The organism is Draconibacterium orientale (assembly GCF_900111425.1).
GTDB lineage: Bacteria > Bacteroidota > Bacteroidia > Bacteroidales > Prolixibacteraceae > Draconibacterium > Draconibacterium orientale.
In genome coordinates, this window is the sequence record NZ_FOHT01000001.1 from 148,836 (window position 1) to 172,576 (window position 23,741).

18 protein-coding genes are annotated in these 23,741 nt (G+C 41.3%); 5 read left to right on the forward strand and 13 right to left on the reverse strand.

What is annotated here, in order from left to right; genetic code table 11:
* Positions 1-149: 149 nt before the first annotated feature.
* Complete coding sequence (locus BMW53_RS00610; protein ID WP_074780060.1) at positions 150-569, forward strand: putative quinol monooxygenase; 420 nt, start codon at positions 150-152, stop codon at positions 567-569.
* Positions 570-707: 138 nt separating this feature from the next.
* Here the strand turns inward: BMW53_RS00610 and BMW53_RS00615 are convergent, their stop codons facing one another.
* The 8 genes from BMW53_RS00615 to BMW53_RS00650 all read right to left on the reverse strand — a co-directional run bounded on the left by BMW53_RS00615 (position 708) and on the right by BMW53_RS00650 (position 12,675).
* Entirely contained in the window at positions 708-1,838 is a 1,131-nt protein-coding gene (locus BMW53_RS00615; RefSeq protein WP_038561465.1) for a glycerate kinase, read from the reverse strand.
* A gap of 220 nt (positions 1,839-2,058) precedes the next feature.
* Positions 2,059-3,369, reverse strand: coding sequence for a Gfo/Idh/MocA family protein (locus tag BMW53_RS00620; RefSeq protein ID WP_038561462.1), 1,311 nt, complete (start codon positions 3,367-3,369; stop codon positions 2,059-2,061).
* Between the two features lie 213 nt (positions 3,370-3,582).
* Positions 3,583-4,506, reverse strand: a complete 924-nt coding sequence (locus BMW53_RS00625) for a DUF6807 domain-containing protein (protein WP_038561459.1) — start codon at positions 4,504-4,506, stop codon at positions 3,583-3,585.
* Positions 4,503-5,438, reverse strand: a complete 936-nt coding sequence (locus tag BMW53_RS00630) for an FAD:protein FMN transferase (RefSeq protein WP_038561454.1) — start codon at positions 5,436-5,438, stop codon at positions 4,503-4,505. The genes BMW53_RS00625 and BMW53_RS00630 overlap by 4 nt, the downstream gene beginning before the upstream one ends.
* Positions 5,439-5,606: 168 nt before the next feature.
* Positions 5,607-6,950 carry a Gfo/Idh/MocA family protein gene (locus BMW53_RS00635; protein WP_038561451.1) on the reverse strand — a complete coding sequence of 448 codons (1,344 nt, stop codon included), beginning with the start codon at positions 6,948-6,950 and terminating at the stop codon, positions 5,607-5,609.
* Positions 6,951-6,953: 3 nt separating this feature from the next.
* Entirely contained in the window at positions 6,954-8,300 is a 1,347-nt protein-coding gene (locus tag BMW53_RS00640) for a 3-keto-disaccharide hydrolase (RefSeq protein ID WP_217642858.1), read from the reverse strand.
* 181 nt (positions 8,301-8,481) lie between these two features.
* Positions 8,482-10,587, reverse strand: a complete 2,106-nt coding sequence (locus BMW53_RS00645) for a S9 family peptidase (RefSeq protein ID WP_038561449.1) — start codon at positions 10,585-10,587, stop codon at positions 8,482-8,484.
* Between the two features lie 126 nt (positions 10,588-10,713).
* Positions 10,714-12,675, reverse strand: coding sequence for a GNAT family N-acetyltransferase (locus BMW53_RS00650; RefSeq protein ID WP_038561444.1), 1,962 nt, complete (start codon positions 12,673-12,675; stop codon positions 10,714-10,716).
* A 177-nt stretch (positions 12,676-12,852) separates the two neighbouring features.
* On the opposite strand from BMW53_RS00650, the gene BMW53_RS00655 reads away from it, so the two are divergent.
* The 4 genes from BMW53_RS00655 to BMW53_RS00670 all read left to right on the forward strand — a co-directional run bounded on the left by BMW53_RS00655 (position 12,853) and on the right by BMW53_RS00670 (position 17,377).
* On the forward strand, positions 12,853-14,181 hold the full coding sequence (locus BMW53_RS00655) for a sodium:solute symporter family protein (protein ID WP_168136439.1): 1,329 nt from the start codon (positions 12,853-12,855) through the stop codon (positions 14,179-14,181).
* A gap of 186 nt (positions 14,182-14,367) precedes the next feature.
* Positions 14,368-15,780 (forward strand): PAS domain-containing sensor histidine kinase, encoded by a 1,413-nt coding sequence (locus BMW53_RS00660; protein WP_051567977.1) that lies wholly within the window; start codon positions 14,368-14,370, stop codon positions 15,778-15,780.
* Positions 15,781-15,787: 7 nt separating this feature from the next.
* A complete protein-coding gene (locus BMW53_RS00665) occupies positions 15,788-16,195 on the forward strand; it encodes a response regulator (protein WP_038561437.1) in 408 nt (135 codons plus the stop codon).
* Positions 16,196-17,377, forward strand: coding sequence for a hybrid sensor histidine kinase/response regulator (locus tag BMW53_RS00670; protein WP_051567976.1), 1,182 nt, complete (start codon positions 16,196-16,198; stop codon positions 17,375-17,377). It begins immediately after the preceding gene.
* Here the strand turns inward: BMW53_RS00670 and BMW53_RS00675 are convergent.
* The 5 genes from BMW53_RS00675 to BMW53_RS00695 form a co-directional block, all read right to left on the reverse strand.
* Complete coding sequence (locus BMW53_RS00675) at positions 17,374-19,155, reverse strand: aminopeptidase P family N-terminal domain-containing protein (protein ID WP_038561436.1); 1,782 nt, start codon at positions 19,153-19,155, stop codon at positions 17,374-17,376. The two genes, BMW53_RS00670 and BMW53_RS00675, sit on opposite strands and share 4 nt — an antisense overlap.
* Complete coding sequence (locus tag BMW53_RS00680) at positions 19,152-19,688, reverse strand: NUDIX domain-containing protein (RefSeq protein WP_074780064.1); 537 nt, start codon at positions 19,686-19,688, stop codon at positions 19,152-19,154. The genes BMW53_RS00675 and BMW53_RS00680 overlap by 4 nt, the downstream gene beginning before the upstream one ends.
* Positions 19,689-19,763: 75 nt before the next feature.
* Positions 19,764-20,666, reverse strand: coding sequence for an alpha/beta hydrolase (locus BMW53_RS00685; protein WP_038561435.1), 903 nt, complete (start codon positions 20,664-20,666; stop codon positions 19,764-19,766).
* A 2-nt stretch (positions 20,667-20,668) separates the two neighbouring features.
* Positions 20,669-21,202 (reverse strand): DUF8685 domain-containing protein, encoded by a 534-nt coding sequence (locus BMW53_RS00690; protein WP_038561431.1) that lies wholly within the window; start codon positions 21,200-21,202, stop codon positions 20,669-20,671.
* A gap of 73 nt (positions 21,203-21,275) precedes the next feature.
* On the reverse strand, positions 21,276-23,699 hold the full coding sequence (locus BMW53_RS00695; protein ID WP_081804891.1) for a LysM peptidoglycan-binding domain-containing protein: 2,424 nt from the start codon (positions 23,697-23,699) through the stop codon (positions 21,276-21,278).
* Positions 23,700-23,741 lie beyond the last annotated feature (42 nt).

Genomic DNA, 23,741 nt, shown 5'->3' on the forward strand with positions numbered 1-23,741 from the left:
CTTTAACCTTTAAAAATGAAACCGATATTTTCAATTTGGATCAAAACCCGACAGACATTTCTTTAAACTGGGAGATGATGAACAGACCGACATAATGCTGAAACTAAAATTAAAATACTAATATGGTATAACTAAAAAAAACAGATAATATGAGATTAATTTATTTGACTTTATTGATTGCGTTAACTTTTAACTGCTCTGCTCAGGAAAATCAAAAAAAAGAAAATATTAATATGGATAAAATGATGATCAGAATATCGGAAATAGAAATAGAACCGGAGTATCTTAACGAATATTTATCCATCCTAAAAGAAGAAGCGAGGGCTTCAGTTGAATTGGAACCAGGTGTAATTTCTATTTATCCAATGTTCCAAAAAGAAAATCCAAATGAAATCAGGATATTGGAAATTTATACCGACAAAAAAGCCTACGAAAACCATTTGCAAACACCTCATTTCAAGCATTATAAAACGACAACTTTAAAAATGGTAAAATCGTTGGAACTTATTGACATGAGTGCAATAGACGAACAAACAATGCCAAAAATATTTAAAAAAATTGGGCAATAAATACAAATTGAAAAAAGCCGGCAGCTTACATGGCACATATTGCAGGGCGGGGTTCATTGGTGCGCCAACTCCGCCCCTACAACTTACAAGTTACCTTTAACACCGAAATCATTCAGGCAATCATTAATTCCCCGAAAATTATTTAGATACTATACCGTTTGCAGCAAACTGTGCGGCGGCTTCTTCCAGGTATTTTCCTGCATTTTTTATTGAATCCTCAACACCACTGGCCTGTTGTATTATTTCAGCCAGATAATCGATTTTATGCGCTGCTATTTGTTCTGCAGTTAATTCACTTAATCCGCAAAACACAGCCAGTTGCTGGTTTGTTCTTGAATCGAGCACTCCTTTAATTACTTTTCCTGAAAATGTTTGCTCATCAAATTTGCCTTCGCCGGTAACAATCCAGTCGGCATCTTTTACCTGTTCATCAAAATTGGCAATTGATTTTATCAGCTCAGTTCCCGATTTTAACTCTGCATTCAGAAACAATACGCAGCCGGCACCCAGTCCTCCGGCAGCGCCGGCACCGGCAATATTTTGCAGGTTCTTACCAAATTGTGTTTCCACTTTTTCGTTAAAATTTCTAAGGCCGGCATCCAGCTCTTCCACTACCCTTTTTGTGGCGCCTTTTTGCGGCGCATAAACAGGTGCGGCACCTTTGGGTCCAAACAAGGGATTATCCACATCGCAGGCCACTTCAAATTTTATATTCCTGAGCTCCGTATTTACCATTGAAGTATCGATAGTCGTCAGGCGGTTTAAATCCTTCCCTCTCCCCTCCAATAAATTGTTTTCAGCATCAAAAAAACGAAAGCCAAGTGCACATGCCATTCCCATTCCGGCATCGTTGGTTGCGCTTCCGCCAATTCCCAACAGAATATGTTTAGCCCCACGATTTATGGCATCCAGTATCAACTCGCCGGTTCCGTAGGTGGAAGTTTCCAACGGATTTAGCTCGTTGTTCTTCAATAAGCGAACTCCTGAAGCTTCGGCCATTTCGATAAAAGCCAGCATTTCGTTTTCGGCATACAAATACCTGGCCTGTATGGGCCGTAGTAAGGGATCGTGTACCGCAGCAGCTATCAACTTTCCGCCGGTATAAAATTTCAGGGCATCAACCGTTCCGTCGCCTCCATCGGCCAATGGCAACTTCACAATCGTAACATTTTCGATTTGTTTTTTAATGCCACGCTCAACGGCATTACAAAATTCAATTCCGCTTAACGATCCTTTAAACTTGTCGGGCGCGATTACGATCTTCTTCATTTCCCTAAAATAATACCAATTCTGAAAATGTTTAGGCTATTTTTAACTATTTTCAGATTGGTATAATGCCGATATAAAAAAACACAGGCATTGGGAGTCAGCGAACCAATGGCTCAATGTTTTTCATCATCGGTATAAGAATATTTATAAGAACCTGATGGTACGCAAAAACGGGAAGCCATAACCTCCCGTTTTCACTATCCTAATTTTTAAAGATTGACTACACGTTTGGCAACTGCCAGTTTTTATTGTAGTTCAGTTTCATAAGATCGTTGGCAGCCGCTTCGTTAAACAACTGCGAATCATTATTCCAGTGAATGCGTTGCCCCACCCGATAAGCCATATTTCCCATCTCGGAAACGATAGCCGTTTTCGCGCCCACTTCAACCGGAGCATTTAAGGTACCACCTTTTCGAATGCACGACAGCAGGTTTTGTACGTGCTCGTCAAGGCCATCGCCATATGCTTTTTGGGCTTTCGCTTCAAAAAACGGACCTTTCAGTTCGTTGCTATGGTCGGGTAAAATTTCGTAGCCACTTCGGGTAACTACCAGGGTTCCTTTTTCGCCAACAAAAGCCACTCCATGCGCTTTTTGGTAAGGGCCGATTCCCGGATTTAAGCCACATTCCCAAATCATAGTATGTTTAGGGTACTGATAAATGGCCTGCTGAATATCGGGTGTTTCAATGGCTCCCGGCTTGTGGTAAAAAATACCGCCGCCCGGAGAAATCGACATAGGCATACCGGCGTCCATTGCATATAACGCAAAATCGAGCAGGTGAACACCCCAATCAGTCATGGCACCGCCTGCATAATCCCACCACCAGCGGAAATTATAATGAAAACGATTCATATTAAACGGGCGTTGGGGTGCCGGCCCCAGCCACATATCGTAATCAACATAATCTGGTGCTACGGAATCTTCCATTACCGGATAGGCCGTATCGTAGCCTTTATAAATCCATGCTTTTACCAAATGAACTTCGCCCAATATTCCTGATTTCACCATTTCTGATGCTTCGAACCAATGTTTCGAGCTCCGTTGCCACATGCCCACCTGGCAATATAGCTCAGGATGTTTGGCCTGGGCAGCTACCATGGCATTACATTCTTCAATGCTGTGGCCCATTGGTTTTTCCACATAAACATGTTTGCCGGCATCCATTGCCATCATCATCATTATGGCATGCCAGTGGTCGGGTGTACCAATTATTACAGCCTGCACATCTTTATTATCCAATACATCTCTGAAATCGGCGTAAGTTAGCGGTCGTTTACCCGTCATTTTTTCCACTTCAGCAGCTCTTTTCTCCAGCACATTACTGTCGACATCGCACAGCGCCACACAGGCTACATTGTTTTCCTCGCGCAAAAAGCTTTTCAGATTATTAAATCCCATCGAACGACAGCCGATAAGCGCCACATTTACCTGCTCGGCTGGCGATGCACAAGCATTTAGAAGCCCCGGAGCAACGCCAACTGCCGCTGTGGCTATTGCCGAATGTTTTATAAATTCTCTTCTATCTGTCATTATTGTATCAAAATCTTATGTTTTCTGTAGTTGTTATTATTTTAATTGATTATCCGTTCTATGTCATAATTATTATTTAGCAAGTCATGCTGTCCATCAGCTGACGGATTCAGCATCTCTCGCATCTAATAATCAACTATTTGCAAGAAAGACCCTGAAACAAGTTCAGGGTGACGTGCTGGTTGTGACCAATTGCGGACATCCAATTTTTTTTTATTCGTCAATCAACTTTGCAATTTTTTTTGCATTCATTTTGCCTGAATAAACAATAAGCGAATACTTTAAAACCAATGGTTCTGTTGTAGATAGTGCAACCGGTTCAGCACCCGGCCAGGCTATATTCTGCATGCTGTTTTTTTCGCGCAGAATGAGATTTTGCGGATAACCGGGATTTTCCTTGTTATCGAGCATTACAATTCCGGCCTTGGAATTTCCCTTTCCGAGCGATCCGGAGATGTTCACAAATCCCTGCGACTCAACGGCCGTTTCCTGAGGTTTTATGCTTCCATTTTTTCCTGAAAACTGAACATCATCGGGTAAAATCATACGAACAGAAAAACCGCCATAACCTTTTTCATCATCCGAGCCGCCAATGCGTAAATTTTCTTCCAGTGCCAGCAGGCTGATTTCAAAATCAATTCTTCGGTATTTTAAATTGCTTTTGTGTATATGAATAGCAACATTCTCCTGAATATACGGCTTTTTGATGCCATTAACTTTCCACTTGTCGGACAACCAAAGCACTTCGCTTTTCAGCCACACGGTTTCATCCGGATCTTTCACAAATTCGATTTCGGTAATTTCCTGATCAAAATCTTTTATTTCCCAGGGATCGCCAATGCGCTTATCGCCAATCCAAACCTGGTGCCAGGCCCAAAAAATACCACGGTGATGCAAATGATCGGCAGGAAAATCTTCGGTAAGAATTTTGCCGTTTAATCCCCAAAGCGGATGAATATAGTTACAGCGCTCGTAAGCCCCATCCTTATTCAAGGGACTCATTTGGTAAAACAACACGTTTGAAGAACCATCAACGATTTTAATTCCATCCTGCTGCTTTTTCATGGTCAATTGCCCCCACACCAAACCATTGGTGAGCAGCACAAAGAGTAGCGATAGTATGAAAGATCTTTTCATGACGGATCCTCCTTTTCTATTATCGTTGTTGTTGTTTTAACATCATCTTCGGTATATTCAACTTCCAGAATTTCAATATTACTGAGTTGGTTGGAGATAATGACTTTATCGTTTTCGGGTAGGATAAGCCAGATATTGGCAATAAAAGCTGCCATAGTTGCGGAGTCGGCCTTTACCGAAACGGTTCGTTTTCCTTGAACAGGAAGGCCGGTTGCCGGACTGATAATCTTGCGGGTTTTCATTCCCTCGCCGTCATCGCGTATATAAACAGTTCCGGTGGAATAAACCGTTTGTCCTGATACTTCGAAAACATGCACAAACTCGTTGGGCTGCTGCTGGTTTCTGATTCCCAGTGGCCACTCTGTACCAGCCGGATGGTTTCCGAGTGCCAAAACCACATCTTCCTCAAAACTGACAATAGCATCGTGAGCACCCAATTCGATCAAAAGCGGTTTAATCAAATCAAGAGCATATCCTTTTTCGATGGCACCAAAATCCAACTCAACACCTTCTTCTTTAAAACGAAGTCGTTTATTATCAATGTCGAGTTCTATTTTATCGAAACCACATTTTTGTCGTGCTTCCCGGAGTTCGTTTTCATCAAGAGTTTCCTTTTCAACCCAAAGCGATTGCAGCGGAAACAGGCTTACATCGAAAGCGCCCTGGCTCATCTGGTTAAAATCGCTGGCAATGGTGATGATTTCCCACAACTCGCCGGAAACATCCATCCACACGCCTTTTCCGGCCTGATTCAGCTCATGAATGTCAGACAATAAACTAAAGCGGCTGATGGTACTTTCCAGCTGCTCCATTTCGGCTTTTATTTGTTGAAATATTTTTTTTGCGGTATCGGCCTCAAGATTTGGGAGCACTACGTCGCAATGGCTGCCAAAGGCCAGAAAAGTATCACTAAAAATAGCAGGTTCTGTCATTCAAAAAGTTTTATTGTTTCAGTTGAGCACTAAATTAAAAAAGTAAGCCAAAATTAGTGATCTTCGTGCGAACAAATCCGGCACTTTAGCTAATTTATATTCCTTCTTTTTAACCTGAAAGAAAGAAAAAAGGCAGGGAAATCCCCGCCTTTTCAATTTTGTTATATTCTATAGTTTTGGTTCCCAATTTTGATCGTAATCCCTGCCCCACAATTTCATGGCATCGCGGTCGTACATAATTCCGGTTTTATCGCAAATATCGAAACCGTGTCCGATACGGTAAGCCACATTTGAATAATGTACCATTGTTTGGCTAATGGCACCTTCCATAATGTGCGAATTCAGTGTTCCTTTACCGCGAATTACCCCAAACCAGTTTTGAACGTGCCTGGTTGATGTATCGCCGCCACCGCCAAGTGCTGTACCGGCTTCCTGCGAAGCCGAAACGCTGTCTTTTACAATTTTTCCACCGCGATCGTAAAGAATATACTTTCCACGATCGACAAAAACGGTTCCTTCGCTACCGTAAATAATTGTTCCGCGGCCTCCCATTCCGTATGTGTCGTGACCCGATCGGCTGCGGCCATCCCATTTAATTACTTTATCGCCGACAAACAGGAAAGTAGCATCCATGGTGTCGTACATTTCCCAACCGTCGTTAAAAAAGTGCCGTTTACCGGCTTCAACATGTACATTATTTGGCAAGCCCACCTGTAATGCCCAACGCGCCACATCCAGCTCGTGTGTTGCATTGTTTCCGGTTTCGCCGGTTCCGTAATTCCAGCCGTACCAGTGCCAGTTATAATCCCAGGTTTCTTCGGTGTACTCGCGATGAATTGCCGGTCCTTGCCAGATTTCCCAATCCAGGCCGTTTGGAACTGCTGCTTTTTTCTGTACCGGCACTTCGCCTCTTTGGTTTACATAAAAAGCCACTGCCCGGTACGGAACTCCAATTATTCCGTTATGTATTTCCTTAATAATTTCGATGGTATGATCCGACGAACGCTGCTGGTTCCCCATCTGAACAACTTTATTATATTTTTCAGCTGCTTTAACGATCATCTCATTTTCGGCCATATTGTGGCTGCAGGGCTTTTCAACATAAACATGTTTTCCGGCCTGCATGGCCATAACCGAACCGGGAGTATGCCAGTGATCGGGAGTAGCGTTTATAATACAATCTACATCCTTGTCATCCAGAATTTTTCGGAAATCGTTCTCCAGCTTTGGTTGATAATCGATGTGTTTCGAGAAGTTTTCGGCAGCACGTTTTCGTTGGTGCTCCATAACATCGCACAGGTATTTTAACTCCACATTGCTTTCTTTTTCAGCAATTGGTTCGTAATAAGCCCCCAAACGGCGGCCCAGCCCCATAATGGCAACATTCAGTTTATCGTTGGCACCTAAAATTTTGCTGTAACTTTTTGCCGACATGCCCATGGCAGTTCCACCAACTGCAACACCGGCGGCACCTGCCGACACTTTTTTTAGAAAATCTCTTCTGTTAGTCATAGGTTATAAATTTCGTATTTTTAAACTTCTAAAGTGAACCGTGTCGTTGTGATCCTGTAGAAGGATGGGGCTTTTTTCGGCCATTCCAAAACCTTCATAATTGGCATATTTACTGCGTGCAACAAGCGCTTTATAAATATTATCGCCACGGGTATATTCAACTACTTTTCTTCCGTTTAACCAATGTTGTACTTTTCCGTCGGGAAAAACAACGATACGACCGCGATTCCATTCGTTGGGACCTTTTGTAAATCGTTTTTCCTTACCCGATGGTATCAGGTCGTACAACGACGACATGGTACGGTTGCCCACTGCACCCTTTTTAGCATCATGATGTTTCTCATCATCCAAAATCTGATATTCCAATCCGATGCCCGGTCCGTTATTACCAAGGCCGTATTTTATTCCGCTGTTAGCTCCTTCGGTGTACATAAAATCAAATTTAAATTCGAAAGGGCCAAACATTTCTTTGGTTATAATATCACCTCCTTTTTGGCTGGAATCCTGACGGCTCGATAATACACTTAAGATGCCATCTTTTACCTGCCACCCTTTCTCCGGAAATTCTCCGGTTTTTTCATTTTTCCAGCATTCGGTTGATTGTCCATCAAATAAGAGATGAAAGCCTTGTTTCTTTTCTACAATATTCAAGTTATTGGCAACAAGGTTTTCCACGTGAATATCAGAATAAAAATCAGGCTCCAGGTTTTCGGTCTTTATGCGAATATTACGCCATTTTATTTGCTCGCCTTCCTTTTCTTTATTGTTCCCGATTGCGTGTACCTGAAGTGCGATAAAACCTTCGGAAGTCATATCGTCGATAACATGAGCAACCGGAATATCGTTTACCCATGTACGAATTGAGTTTCCAATACATTCAATGCGATACTTGTTCCACTGTCCCATTTTGAGGGCTTTCCGGGCATCGGGATTTAAGTCGAGCGGATACAACCAGCCGCGCCGTGCCTCATCGTAAATACCACCACTCCAGGCACGTTCCGAGGGATCGACTTCGCATTGATAACCATGTACTCTCCCGTTGTTATATTCCGGCGAGCTTAAACTTCTGAACTGAATACCCGAATTCATATCGGGCTCCACCAAAAGTTCCACTTCGAAAATAAAGTCGCTGTAATTTTTTTCAGTACATAAAAAAGAGTTTGGCGTACCGGCAACCGTAGTTCCAACAATAACACCATCAACCACGTCGAATTTTGCGTTGCCATTACGCTGTATCCATCCGTCGAGATTTTTGCCATTGAATAGATTCTCCCAGCCTTGCTGAACACTTGCATTGGTTACAAAAATTGAAAAGATAGTAAAGAATAAAATAGAAATGAAGTTTTTCACTTGTATTAGATTTACGTTTAAATTGGTTTATTATAGTAGTCGTGTACGAACACGACACCAGCAAATTTAATCAATTTTTAGAGTTGGCAATGCGATTGCTTTAAAATTCAAGATAATCTGGAAGGAATAAAAAAGCCCCGATAAATTAATATCGAGGCTTTTTTACATTTTATCAGCTCTATTATTCTATTCCGATCTGGTCGAAAATAAATGCATATTCCAGTGCCGTTTCTTTTATCCACTCGAAGCGACCTGAGGCGCCACCGTGCCCGTAATCCATATTAATATGAAATAAGAGCGGATTATCATCGGTTTTCAATTCGCGCAATTTGGCTACCCATTTGGCGGGTTCCCAATACTGTACCTGCGAATCGTGCAGTCCGGTTGTAACCAGCAAGGCCGGATAATCTTTGGCTTCCACATTGTCGTAGGGCGAATACGAAAGCATATAATGGTAGTATTTTTCGTTTTTTGGATTTCCCCATTCGTCGAATTCGCTTGTAGTAAGCGGAATAGTTTCGTCGAGCATGGTAGTTACCACATCAACAAAAGGAACCGCGGCAATAACACCTTTGTACAAATCGGGGCGAAGATTTATACAGGCTCCCATTAACAATCCGCCGGCGCTTCCGCCCATAGCAAATAATTTTTCGGAGCTGGTATATCCGTCATCGATCAGGAATTGTGCACAGTCGTTAAAATCGGTAAAAGTGTTCATCTTTTTCAGCAATTTACCGTCTTCGTACCACTGGCGCCCATTGATCTGGCTTCCGCGAACATGCGCAATTGCATACACAAAACCACGATCGAGCAAAGGCAAACGCGCCAACGAAAAGCCTGGATTGTATGTATATCCGTATGAACCATAACCGTACAGCAAAGTTGGATTACCGCCATTTTTCACCATGCCCTTTTTATATACAATCGACATTGGAATTTTTGTTCCGTCGCCGGAAGTTGCATAAATACGTTTGGTTTCGTAATCGTTTTTGTTAAAACCACCCAACACCTCATCCTGCTTTAACAAGGTGCGCTCCTTCGTTTTCAGGTTGTAATCGTAAATCGAATTCGGTGTGGTCATCGAAGTATAACTAAAACGGAAAACATCGGTATCAAAATCTAAATTCACATTCGGATTAACCGTGTAAACTTCCTCATCAAAAGCGATGAAATATTCTTCGCCATTCCACGGAATAACGCGAAGCTGGTTAATGCCCTCGATACGCTCGGTAAGCACCAGGTAATCTTTTAAAATTTCGAAATTATCGAAGAAAACATCGCTGCGATGCGGAATAACCTCGCTCCAGTTTTCTTTTTCAGTAGCTGTAACCGGTGTTTTCATTAAGCGGAAGTTCAAGGCATCGAGATTGGTGCGAATGTAAAAATCGTTACCAAAATGATCTACCGAATATTCCAGTCCACGTTCGCGCGGCTGAACAATTTTAAATTCTCCTTCCGGGTTGTTGGCATCCAAAAACCGGTATTCCGAAGTCAGTGTACTTTCGCTGCCGATGATCAGGTATTTTTGCGATTTGGTTTTAAAGATAAAAACCGAAAAAGTTTCATCGTCTTCGTAAAAAACCTCCACATCATCTTCAACAGGAGTACCAATTACGTGCTTCATAATTTTTTCTGAACGCAGCGTAACATCGTCTTTCAAAGTATAATAAACCGTTTTGTTATCATTGGCCCAAACCGCACTTCCGGTGGTTAACGGAATGGCATCTTCCAACGTTTCGCCGGTTTCTAGGTTCTTGAAATGAATGGTGTATTTTCTCCGGCTAACGGTATCAACACCGTAGGCAATCAATTTATTATCGGGACTTACCGACAATCCGCCAAGCATAAAGAAATCCTGCCCTTCAGCCAGCACGTTTTCATCGAGCATCACTTCTTCTTCGGCATCAAGACTCCCCTTCTTGCGGCAGTTTACATCGTATTCTTTCCCCGGTAACTGCTTGTAATAATAGTAGTAACCATTTTTTTTGTAGGGTACCGACTCATTTTCCGGCTTAATTTTCGACTTAATTTCCTCAAACAATTTCTCCTGAAGCGGTTCGGTGTGTTTCATCATGGCATCTTTGTAAGCATTTTCGGCTTCAAGATGTGCGATTACTTCAGGATTTTCGCGTTCGTTTAACCAGTAATAATTGTCAACACGCGTATGACCATGTATCGTAAGTTCTTTCATTATCTTTTTTGCAACAGGTGGCTCAATCTTCTCTTTCGAAGTACATGCCACTAAAAATAGAACGCAAATAAAACCCAAATAAATTAACTTCTTCATGCTATTGGTAATTAGGTGATTATTATTAATATTTTTTTCAGGAAGTTTTTAAATTACAACTAAACAACCAACTTTCAAAATGAAAGTTCATTCTATTATGATTAATCTTACATCCGAAAAAGACCTTTACTTATTTCGGAAATTTATCTTCTGGATATTTTTTAAAATTTCAATCCGGTTATAAATCGATTCGATAACCTGATCGTACAGTTTATCCTTCAAAATGTAATCCTCAATATCCACATCGATGTTCGGATTATCGTTCACTTCAACTACATAAACCTTATCGTTTACCAGTTTCAGGTCAACGCCATACAATCCGTCGCCAATTAAAGCAGCCGCTTTTAAGGCTGTTTTTATTACTTCTTCGGGCACATCTTCGATATTCACTGTTTCCGAATCGCCGGAATATTCTTCGGCTTCACCCGTCCAGTTGTAAATTTGCCAGTGCCCTTTCGACATGTAATATTTGCAGGCAAAAAGCGGCCGGTTATCAAGCACGCCAATTCTCCAGTCGAATTCCGAATAAAGAAACTCCTGGCAAACAATCATATCCGATTTTTTAAACAGCTGATTGATGGCATCAGCAGCCTCTTCCTTATTTTCCACTTTTGTTATTCCCAGCGAAAATGCACTGTCGGGTTGTTTTAACACCAGCGGAAAATTCATATCGTCAAGATCTTTCTTTTCAAAAATATTTTTGGTGAAAACAACCGTTTGCGGCGTCAGGATTTTATGTTTTCTGAAAATCTCGTTCTGAAATATTTTATTGGAGCACCGCAATATCGACCACGGATCGTCAATAACCACCAACCCTTCGGCATAAGCCATTCGCGAAAATTCGTAGGTATGGTCGTTTACATTGGTGGTTTCGCGGATAAACAGTGCATCGAATTCGTTGATCTTATCAAAATCGTTTTTTGTAATAAACTCGGCATACAATCCTTTTCGGTTGGCCGCCGCTTTAAACTTCTGAAGCGCCCGTTTGCACGATGGTGGCGTTTCCTCTTCAGGATCGATCAGAATGGCAATGTCGTATTTATAATTAATGAGCGTGGTTTTGTTAAAACGCCGCTTGCTGAAATATTTACGGGCAAATTCGTAAATCACCTCAATTTCGCTTTCAGGCAACTTGTTTAAAGTGAGAACTTTTATTCCCTTAATGATCCATTTCTCTTGTTTTACAAATTCAATCTCGAAAAGCGGCGTTTCAAACAACAGGTAAAGCCGGTTGGCAATGGAGCTAAATCCTTTGGTGGCCGTCTGCCCGAAATAAATTTTCAGTTGAAATTTATCGTCTTTAACTTTTTGCAGCGCTTTGTTTATCAGTTCATCAATGTCGTACGATGTGGAATGGATAACATTCAGCATTTTAAAGTCGCGCAAAGTAACCGAACTGGGAATTACACGGTGCCCGCGGGCTGCCGCCAGCAACGACACATAATAACCGTAACTCTGGTATTTGTACGAACTGCAGAGGTTAAACACCCGCATATCGGTACTGTTCTGGTAAACCGGATTGCTGATGTACTCTTTTACCGAAATAACTTTAGCATTCACATCGGTAAAAGTCCATTTGTGCGGCTGGTTGATTACAATAATATTCGTTGTCTTTTTCCGAACCTCTTCGGCCTCCACACTCCATTCCATTTTTATGGCATCTTCCCCACTCGTGTAATAATCCGTTAAGGTATGCGATTGCTTAAACCCCTTCGTTTTATACCATTCGATGAGCTCGCTGTTTTTAGACTGAACCTCAATCAATATTTTTTGATAATGATTTTCGATTGCCCTATTCTTCACATAATTCAGCATGAAAGTGCCCAAACCGGCATTTCTGTATTCTGCCACCACCGCGATCGAATAAATTCGCAGTGCATGCTTGTATTTAAACAATGTAAGCGCCCCTACCGAAGTTACCTTTTGGTCTTCTTTCGCTTCTACAATCAGAACTTCCTGAAATGTACTATCCAGACTGTGTTTTAAACTTTTACGGGAACTCTGTTGAAAATGAGGGAAAGATTCTTTTTCCAGCTTTTCAAGGAAATAAAAATCACCGGGTTGTGATTTCCTGATATTCAAATCCATTTATTGCGTTATAAATCAAAACTAATTGAAACCTAATTAACACTTCAACCCCGTAAACACTTTTCGGCAACTACCGCCTCTGTTCACAGGATCAATAAAATGAATACGTTTTCCTATTTTATTGACAAGCAAAAATACAATATTGAAACATTAATTCCGATATTTGTCAACTTAATTATGCAAACGGAAATAACCATACTTATTTATTTTGTTTTTATTGTTGCAATTGGCGTTTATTCAGCATTTCGAATCAAAAATCCATCGGATTATTATGTCGCCGGAAAGAAAGCGGGATTATTACCAGTTTCAGGTAGTTTACTAGCTACCATTCTGGGCGGCTCGGCATTGATGGGCACCATTGAGTTAAGCCAAAGCAGAGGCTGGGCAGCCTTGTGGTTTTTGTTTTCGGCAGCAATCGGCTTGTTTATTCTGGCTCCCATTTCAAAATATGTAAGTCGCTACGGGAATTACACACTGCCAGAACTTTTAGGAAAATTTTTTGGACGTAAAGCAGAACGTTTTTCTACCATTATAATTCCGTTAGCCTGGCTGGGAATTGTAGCGGCACAAATTATTGCTGCGGCGCAAATTCTGCAGGGATTGGGTTTCATTTCGTACCAGAATGCAGCGATTTTGTCGGGACTGGTTTTTATTGCCTACACCTTGCTGGGCGGCCAGTTAAGTATTCTGAAAACAGACACTTTTCAGGCCATATTAATCATTAGCGGATTGGTGGCGCTGCTGTTTTTTGCCATTCAATCGCCGGAACATTTGCAGGTTGAGCCACTAAAATTTTCAGCGCTGTTCAATTCAAAATTCTCGGTTGTCGATCTGATCGTTTTGTTAATGACTTATTCGGTAACATTTATTGTAGGCCCCGATATTTACTCACGCCTGTTTTGTGCCGGCAATGAAAAAACTGCACGAAGAAGTATCATTATTGTTGCGTCAATATTAATCCCCGTTTCATTTGCACTAACCTATTTAGGCGTTTATTCCGGAAAAGAAAATGAAGGCATTATGGCATTTGCCGGGCACCTGCTTCCCAACTGGGCTTACGGATTGTTTATTGCGGCACTGCTTTCGGCAGTAATGTCGTCGGCCGATACTACGTTGCTTACTTCGAGTATGATTTTAAGCGAGCTGTTTAGCGGAAACCTGGAGAAAAAACAAGCACTCCCGCTTACCCGTTGGCTGGTTGTTGTAATTGGCATTTTAAGCTTGATCATCGCATTGTATGTCACTTCGGTAATTCAGGCTTTACTTTTGGCGCTCAGTTTTTTCTCGGGGGCATTTGTAGTGCCGGTATTATGCGGATTGCTGGGGTTTAAAGTAAACAACAAAAACGTAATTTGGGCAATTGTTTTTGGCGGAGTCACAGCTCTGGCAGGCAAACTGCTAACTTTATCTAATTATCAGAGCCTGGGAAATGGTATTGTCATTCTCAGTTATTTTGTAAACAGCCTTTTCCTTTTTGCCGGACGTAATCCAAAAAAACACAGCTGAACGATCAACATACTTTAAATTCTTCACAATTTGGGCTGAATTTGCTTTTCCATATTCAATTTTCCTACAATTGTTTTTATTTTGTTGCGTTTAAACAATTCCTCGTTACAAACGTAAGTAGGTTTAATACTATTGAAACAGGGAAATCCGAAAATTGAGAGACGCTTATACAAAACAAAAGGGACAATGAAATACAAGCAGCTTATTGAAAGCCTGAAAAACGAATATTTTTTTTATTCTCATAATATTGATGGTGATTATCTGTACATGAGCCCATCGGTAAAAGCCATTTTGGGTTACGATGTGGAAGAGGCAAAACTTGGTCTTTTAAAACACATGACTGACAGCAAGTTGAATGACAAGGCAAAAAAAACGCAGAAAAAAAGTGCAACCGGGGTAAAGCAAAATACCTTTCATCTGGAATTATTTGCTAAAGACGGATCAATAAAAGTTCTGGCGATTACCGAGTCGCCTCTGTATAACGAAACCGGTGAACTTATATCCATTGAAGGAGTAGCCCACGATGTTACCCGACACGTTGAGCGCGAAAAAACAATCCGCCAGCAAAACGATAAATTAAAACAACAAACCGAAGAACTGGAAGCGACCATTGCCGACCTGAAACAAACCCAATCGCAACTGGTTCAGTCAGAAAAAATGCGGGCGCTTGGAAATCTAATAGCCGGTGTTGCACACGAAATAAACACTCCGATTGGAGCCATTAACGCTTCCATTGACAATATCTCCAGATCGCTTGATGCGGCGATTGAGAACCTATACATTCTATTTACCCGTTTATCAGAACATGAATTGAAGGTTTTTCTTGAGGTGATGAACATGATCGACCGAAAGAAGCCACCGATGGTCTCAAAAGAAAAACGCTACTACAAAAAACTGGTAAAAGAAAAGCTGGATAATGCCGGTTTTGAAGATACGTATACGATGACAGACCATGTGATTTACCTGAATCTTTACAAAACAGTAGATCAAATAATTGCATTGCTGAAAGTGGATAATCCTGAATTCATTTTAAAATCGATTCGGGACATTTACTCGGTGCGGAAAAACGCTGAAAATATAAAAATGGCTGTAGAAAAGGCCTCGAAAGTTGTATATGCTCTGAAACGTTTTACCCATAAAGATCAGGGAATGGCAAAAGAGTTGAGCAACCTGAAAGAAAATATTGATATGGTGCTTACGCTGCATCATAACCGCATAAAACAAGGCATTGATGTTATTCAGAATTACGATGATGACCTTCCTTTAATTAGCTGTTATCCGGACGAGCTGGTGCAAGTGTGGAACAACCTGGTTTCCAACGCAATTCAGGCAATGAACAACAAAGGGCAACTAACGATTACAATAAAAAATCTGGGAGAACGTATTCAAGTTTCGATTGCGGATACCGGTTGCGGAATTCCGGAAAAAATACAGCAAAAAATATTTGAACCTTTCTTTACTACCAAAAAGGCTGGAGAAGGCACGGGAATCGGCCTTGAGCTTGTATCAAAAATTATTGAAAAACACCGTGGTAATTTAGAGTTCGAGAGCAAAGTAGGAGAAGGAACCACCTTTACTGTTACATTACCAGTTAATTAATTAAGTTATGAAGAAAAAGGCAATAGTTTGTGTTGACGATGAAAGCATAATTCTCGATAGCTTAGGCGAGCAGATAAAAAATATCTTTGGAGATGAATATTTGTATGAAGCAGCCGAAAATGCTGAAGAGGGGCTGGAAGTAATTGAAGAATTAACAGAAGAAGAAGTTGATGTACTGGTAATTGTTTCCGACTGGTTGATGCCGGGAAAAAAAGGCGACGAATTTTTAATTGAAGTCCACAAAAAATTTCCAAAAATAGTAAAGGTAATGTTAACCGGCCAAGCTGATGAGGCAGCCATTAACAATGCAATTAAAAATGCTGAATTGCATGCGTATATTTCAAAACCATGGTCGGCTGAAGATTTAGAAAAAGTAATAAAAACAGGTTTGTCAAAAATTGAAAATCAGGAGTAAATGCAAAAACAAACAATCATTTGTGTCGACGATGAAGAAATAATCCTGGAAGCGATACAGGAACAACTTCAATCAACATTTGGGGAAGAATATAATATTGAAACTTCAGATAGCGGAGAAGATGCACTGGAATTTTTTAAAGAACTAATGGATGAAGGCCAGCAGGTTCCGGTAATTATTTCGGATTATATTATGCCAGGCATGAAAGGCGACGAATTATTGAAGGAAATACACAAACTTTCGCCTGAATCGCTAAAAATATTGCTTACCGGACAAGCCAGTATCGAAGGAATTAGCAACGCCATTAACAATGCCCAGCTTTATCGTTTCATCGCTAAACCCTGGGATAAAGCCGATTTGGTATTAACCGTAAAAGAGGCGGTAAAAAGTTTTATTCAGGAAATTAAAATTCGTAAACAGAATAAGAAATTACTGGAGCTAAATGCGTCGTTAGAAGAGCAGGTTGCCCAACGTACTGAAGAATTAAGAGAAGCCAATGCCGCTAAAGACAAGTTCTTTTCCATTATTGCACACGACCTGAAAAGCCCTTTTAATGCACTATTAGGCTTATCGGATGCCATGCTCGAAAACTGGGAAATATTTGAAAATGAAGACAAACTGGAGTTTGTTCAGGATATTCACAATACCTCGAAAAACACCTACGCATTGTTGCAAAACCTGTTGGAATGGTCGCGTTCGCAGATAGGAAGTTTGCAAATTAATCCCGAAGTATTTAACCCGGTAGAGTTGGTTAATGAAAATATTATGGTTTTAAAACAACATGTCGATACGAAACAGATCTCAATTACGAATAAAATAAACAATGAAGTTCTTTGTCAGGCCGATAAGAACATGATCTCAACCGTTTTCCGAAACCTTATTTCCAATGCCATAAAGTTTACCAATCCGCAGGGAAATATAACGATTACCGGTTGTACAAAAAACGAATATCATGAATTTAGCGTTACCGACAACGGTATTGGCATGAATGAAAAAACAAAAGATGACTTGTTCAAGTTGAATAGCAAAACGCAGCGTGCTGGCACATCGGAAGAAAGCGGAACAGGATTAGGACTTCTTCTTTGTAAAGAATTTGTGGAAAAAAACGGCGGAGAAATAGCTGTTACCAGCAAGGAAAACGAAGGCAGCACCTTCAGTTTCACCTTACCGGCAGCAATTTAAATTTTGGCTGTTAACTCATCCAAAAATTTGTGATACTTATCATTAAGTAGTGGCTTTAGCTGACCGTTTACCCATTGGTGGTAATCGTTCAGCCACTTTCGCTCTTTATCGGTCAGTAAATCTACTTTTATCAAGGTTGTGTCGATGGGGCAAAGTGTAAGCGTATCAAAACCGAGGAAGCGCCCGAATTCAGTGGTTTCGCGCTCAACACAAACCATCATGTTTTCGGTGCGAAGTCCGTATTGCCCCTCGCGGTAAAACGCAGGTTCGTTCGAAAGTACCTGACCGGGCAGCATCAGGTTTTCGTTGTATTCCAACCGGATTGCCATAGGCCCTTCGTGTACATTCAGAAAATGGCCAACACCATGACCGGTACCGTGGCCGTAATTCATGCCGTTTTCCCACAATGCCTGACGCGCCAGAATATCGAGGTGACAACCTTTTACACCGTAAGGAAATTTGGCTTGCGTTAAGCCAATCATTCCTTTCAGGGTAAGCGTAAAATCGGTTTTAAACTGATCGGAAACCGGCCCCAGCGCAACCGTGCGGGTAATATCGGTAGTGCCGTTGATGTACTGGCCGCCGGAATCAAAAAGCACGGCACCATCGGCTTCCAGTGGCAAAGCATCATCGGCACCAATATGTAAGTGAACAAGCGCACCGCGGCTTTTGTAGCCTACAATTGGCGGAAAACTTTCGCCTTTAAATCCCTCTTGTTTCGCTCTGAATTCGGCCAGCTTATTCCCAAACTCGTAATCTGTTATCGTTGTTTTTCCAATCGTATCTTTTAGCCAGTGTAAACACTCCACCAGTGCCACACCGTCTTTTTTCATCGCATTTCTGAAACCTTTCAGCTCGGTTTCATTTTTTATAGCCTTTTGAATGGCCACCAATGAAGTTCCTTCAACAATTTCGTTTTTGCCGGCAAGCGCACTGTAGGCTGCAAAATTTAATGTTGACGGATCGATGAAAATCGTTTTTCCTTTAATTTCCGCCAGGTAGCTGTAAAAAGTGGTGTAATCTTTCAACGTAACACCATCGGCTTCCAATTTCGATTTTAGCTCCGAATCAATTTTTTCGGGATCGACAAAAAGTATGCTTTCATTTTTTCCAATAACGGCAAAAGCGGTAAAAACAGGGTTGTAAGGCACATCCGAACCTCGAAGATTGTACAGCCACGCCAGTTCATCTAACATCGAAACCACATGAACACCGGCACCAACGCCAGCCAATTCACCGGCAATTTTTTGTTGCTTTTCAGGTCGTGCAACTCCTGCGTATTTTACATCGAGTTCAAAAACTTTATCATCGGGAGCAGCGGGGCGATCTTCCCAAATCGCTTCCAGCAAATCCGGTGTTTCCACCAGCTCGATATCTTTTTTCAAAAAGCCTTTCTGTAAACTTCTGAATGCGTCAACAGTTAACGATTTTGCATCGAGCCCCACTTTACTTCCGGCTGGCAAATTCCGGCTTAGCCACGTTTCGGGCGATACAGCATCTGCAACGCGCATCTTCATCATCTCAATTCCGGTACCTTGCAGCTCGTCGGCAGCCTGTAAAAAATAACGCGAATCGGTCCATAAAGCTGCTTTTTCAAGCGTTACCGCCACCAAACCATACGAGCCTGTAAATCCCGAAATGTATTCGCGTGTTTCCCATCGTTTGGGTAAATATTCGCTCGAATGCGGATCGGTACCCGAGATGTACCACGCATCAACACCAATCTTTTTCATTTCGGCGCGTAAGGCCGTTAGTCGTTGTTTTATTTCTGTTTTCATTGTTTATGCTTTGTGCTTTGAAAATAGTCTTTCACAAATTTCCGTATCGAAGGTGCAGGAATATCATCGTAATCCAGTTCTTCTTCTGCATAGAATTTATAAGCCAGTATATCGTCCATCGGTTTCAGGTCCTCAACCGATTCTGCGATAACCTGAAATGCCATATCAAGTGTAAATACGGTAAATGCAGAAAACACATACTCGTTTGGTGCTGATTCCAGGTATTTTAAGTTTTTTACTTTCAAGCCCAGCTCTTCTTTCAGTTCGCGACGCACGGCATCTTCTGCCGATTCCAACGGGTCGATAAAACCGCCGGGCAAATCCAGCTTTCCGTAATTGGGTTCAACGCCACGCGTTACCAGCATTAATTTACCTGATTCATCGGTTACCAAAGCGGCTACTGCTGCCGATGAGTTAATAAAGAAATGAAAACCACAGTCAGCGCATTTTAACGAACGGTCGCCTGATTTGTGTAACTCAGCAGAACCACACTTCGGACAATATTTTAAAACTTTTAAAGGATGGGTATTCATTTAATTCGATTTGCGAATGATGATTAATGATTTTAGATTTTCCTTCCCAACTCGTTAATCGTCATTCTACATTCATTATTCTATTATTTCTCTTGCTTTTAGCCAGTCGATAAACAAATTTGGCCAGTTATCTGCCGGAATACCGTTTTCCCGAATACCAAAACCGTGACCACCTTTTTGAAAAATATGCAGCTCTGCTGGCACGTCAAATTCTTTCAGTTTTGAATAAAAACTAATCGAATTTTTTGGCAATACAGCTGTGTCGTCGTCGGCCAGCACCAGAAAAGTTGGTGGCGTTTCAGCACTCACATTTAGCTCGTTCGAATATTTCCGGATCAATTCTTTATCGTGTCCTTTTCCAATCAGGTTTTCGCGCGATCCCATGTGCGTAAACGTTTCATCCATGGTAATTACCGGATAGAGTAACAACATAAAATCGGGCCGGCAACTTTGCTGTTCAATTTTGTCCGCACTTTCGGCATTTCCATAATCGAAAACCGTTCCGGCTGTTGAAGCCAGGTGACCACCGGCTGAAGAGCCCGCAATTCCAATTTTTTCAGGATTGATGCCCCACTCTTTGGCATTTGCACGCACCATTCGAATGGCTTGCCGGACATCGCTCGACGGAACTTCGTGGTTACCGTAAGGCAATCGGTATTTTAGTACAATTCCGGTAATTCCTTTACCCTGAAGAAAACGGGCAATATCAAATCCTTCGTGGTCCATTGCCTCAATCCAATAGCCTCCGCCCGGACAAATTACCACGGCCGCACCGCTATTAATTTCAGCTGCAGGAGTGTAAACATACATTTCCGCTTCCGACACATTTCGAACGCGCACACCGTCGTATTTCTCTTCGGGCTCGGTCACTCCGTTGTCGTTTGGTGCGCCGTTGGGCCACACTTTTAGTGTTTTATTTTGTGCGATAGTAATTCCGGTTAGTAATGAAAATAGAAGGATTAGGTTGATTGTCTTCATAATTATTTAGTTTTTGCTCCAACAAAATAATGCTCCTTTTCGGCAAACAACACATTAAAAGTTGTTAGCGAACCATAGGCACGCGTTATGTATTGCTGGATATTTACTTTTTCTTCGTCGGTGAGCGATTTGCTACTGTTGATATTTTGCTCCAAAACACGCAGTCTGTCGCGCAACATTACAATTTTGTGAAAGAATGTTTCAACAGGAATTTCTTTTGGTTTTAGCTCTGGATTGGCCGGTTGAAGTATCATTGTTCCACCTTCCCATTTTTCGCCTAAAGGAACCACCTCATTCAGTGCAGCATGTTTATCTAATACGTAGCTTAAAACCTTCTCTATTTCGCCAATTGAAAGTTGTGATTTTGGTGCAGTTTCATTGGCCTCCAAAACAGTAAGGTCGGTATTTCGTTTTGTAATTTCTATTTTACCGCCCCGCTCAAAAAATATTTCGTAGGCAGTAAGGTTGTCTTTACTAATAATACCCTCTCCGTAACGCGGATGTTCCACCCTGGTTCCAACAGTTAAATCTTCCATTTTAAGTTGAGTTTATTGATTGGTTAAGATAAAATATTTTCAGGTATCAGTTTATGGAAAATACCCCCAACTATTAATTGTCGGAAGCCATAACCAAACGAGGCTGCCCCTTAATGCGTTTACGTTTTACCTCGTAATCGCGGGTATATGAAATTACAGAAACCCCTTCGTTCATATAGCCTCCAAACTGCGTTAATTGCCCGAAATGATAATTCCCCTGCATTTGGAAAGTATGCATGTATGGCAGACAAGCGGCAAAATCGTTTCCATAAGTAATTAATGCCGTTAAAAAATAAAGCGTTACATCGTAGCCCTGGAAACTAAAATTATCAGGCTCTGTTCCAAAATTGTTCTTGTATTTTTCAACAAAATTAATGGTTTGCTTATTCGCATAGTCGGTGTAGTATGGCGCAATGTATTTCAGCTTCAGATTATGAAACTGCTCCAACTGAATACTCGAATAGTTTGGATAACGGTTTGAACCAATCAGCGTAATCGAATACTCGTCAGACAAGTTGTTTAAATTAGAAATGGCCACACTTAACTCACCCTCATTTTCAGAAGGAATGTAAACCACATTTTCTTTGGTTTTCGACATAATTCGACGCAAACCGAAACTTCCTTCGTTTTCAAAATCGTAGATCGTAAAGTTAACGCCCTCGAAACTGCTTAACATTCCTGAATTGAAGAATTTTTCGCGCAACAATTCAACCAGTTCTCCTTCCGGGGTACCTGCATAATCGGATGTTTTTAAGATAATGAAGTTACTGTTAAAATGCTCTTCGGCCACCATTTCTGCCGTTTGACGAGTCAGGTAATCGCGCGAAGGATTTACCTGGAAGTAACTGGAATTCGACTGTGTAATTGCGGCCTGCGAAGCCAGTGGCGAAACAATTGGAATCCGGTTCTTCGCTGCGTAGCCTGCAATTTCCTGTTGCACACTTGGGAAAATCGGCCCAATAATTAAATCAGTCATAAAGAATTCGTTAGTAGTAAAATACTGGCGTATCGAATCTTTGCTTCGCTGTGTGTCAAAAACATTGAGCTTTACATCGAAACCAATTCGTTGCAAGGAATCAACAGCTAAAAGTACACCCTCGTAAAACTGTACGAAGTTCTCACTTCCGCCATAAAACTGCTTAAACAATTCTTTTCGCTCTTCCAGTTCAATGGTTGTATCCTGTGCAATTTCGGTTTCTTCCCTTGTAAAAATTGCTGTTGAATCAATTACTATATCTTCGCGGTTCAGTGTATCATTCGCTTCGTAATAAAAAGGCAAAAACAAGGCAACATTATATGTTTTTCCCGAAAATGATCCCGACAAATCAGGCACACACGACTCGGGAATTTCAACCGGCATTTCCACGGCATAAAATTCTTCGAGCATTTTAGCCGAATCAATGTCTTCAATTACGATATTGTCACTTTCCGGCCGGGCAAAAACATCCTCCGGTTTTTTAGGAATTAAAATGGTTTCGCCGTACGCCAGATTCCGGCGATCGAGTATCGGATTATATTTTATAATGTCGGGGATACTAACATTGTATTGTTCCGACAAACCATATAAAGTCTCTCCTATTTCCACCAAATGCTGTTCAAAAGCTTCTTCGTTTACCGGTTTGGCTATTGGTTCGCTGGCTTCTGCAAGTGGAATTTTAATTACCGCTCCTGCCGGAAATCCGGTATTCAAAATCGGGTTTATTGCTTTTAGCTCCTCTTCCGATACATTGTATTTGCGGGTTATCCCCCACATTGTTTCACCCGATTCAATAATATGTTCGATGTAATTTCGATCACCGGCATATTCCATTGGCTGTGGTTTATTTACATTGCCCTCCAAAGTGCCGGTTTTTATTTTCAGGGTCATTCCGGTTTTTAGCTGCCTGGCATCGGGATTTAATGCAAGAATTTCCTGCTCGGTTGTTCCGTATTTCCGGGCAAGCGAATACAAGGTTTCTCCCGAAATTACCTGATGCAATATAGTTTGTACGCCCGTTTCGGTTTTCGGAGCTAAATCGTCGATCTCTGAAATTGTCTCTTTTTCCCAATAAGGAATATTCAATACTGTTCGCTTTTTAAATTTCCGAACGGTTGGGTTGTAGGCATAAAGTTCCTCCACCGTTATTCCAAACTTTTTAGCAATGGAATAAGCTGTTTCTTTACGCGACTCGATTTTATATTTGGTAAATCCAGAAGGATCTCCTTTCTGATCGGCTTTAGAATCCGGCAGTTCAATACCTTCAACATAAGGAATTTTTAGCACCTGCCCTATTGTTAACCCTTTATCTATTCCCGGATTATTTTCCTCAAGCGCTGATTGCGATACACCAAACTTCTTACTAAGCGAATAAACGGTTTCGCCGGTGCGCACCTGGTGCATAACAAACTTTTTGCCTTGAAAAATAACCACCTCGTTTTGAGCAAAATTCTGCCCAAAAACCTGTTCGGTTGGTAACAACAGTAAAAACGCCATGCATAGCAGCAAAAAACTTCTCATTAAAAAGTGGATTTAAAAATTCGCTCAAATTTAGTAATTCTG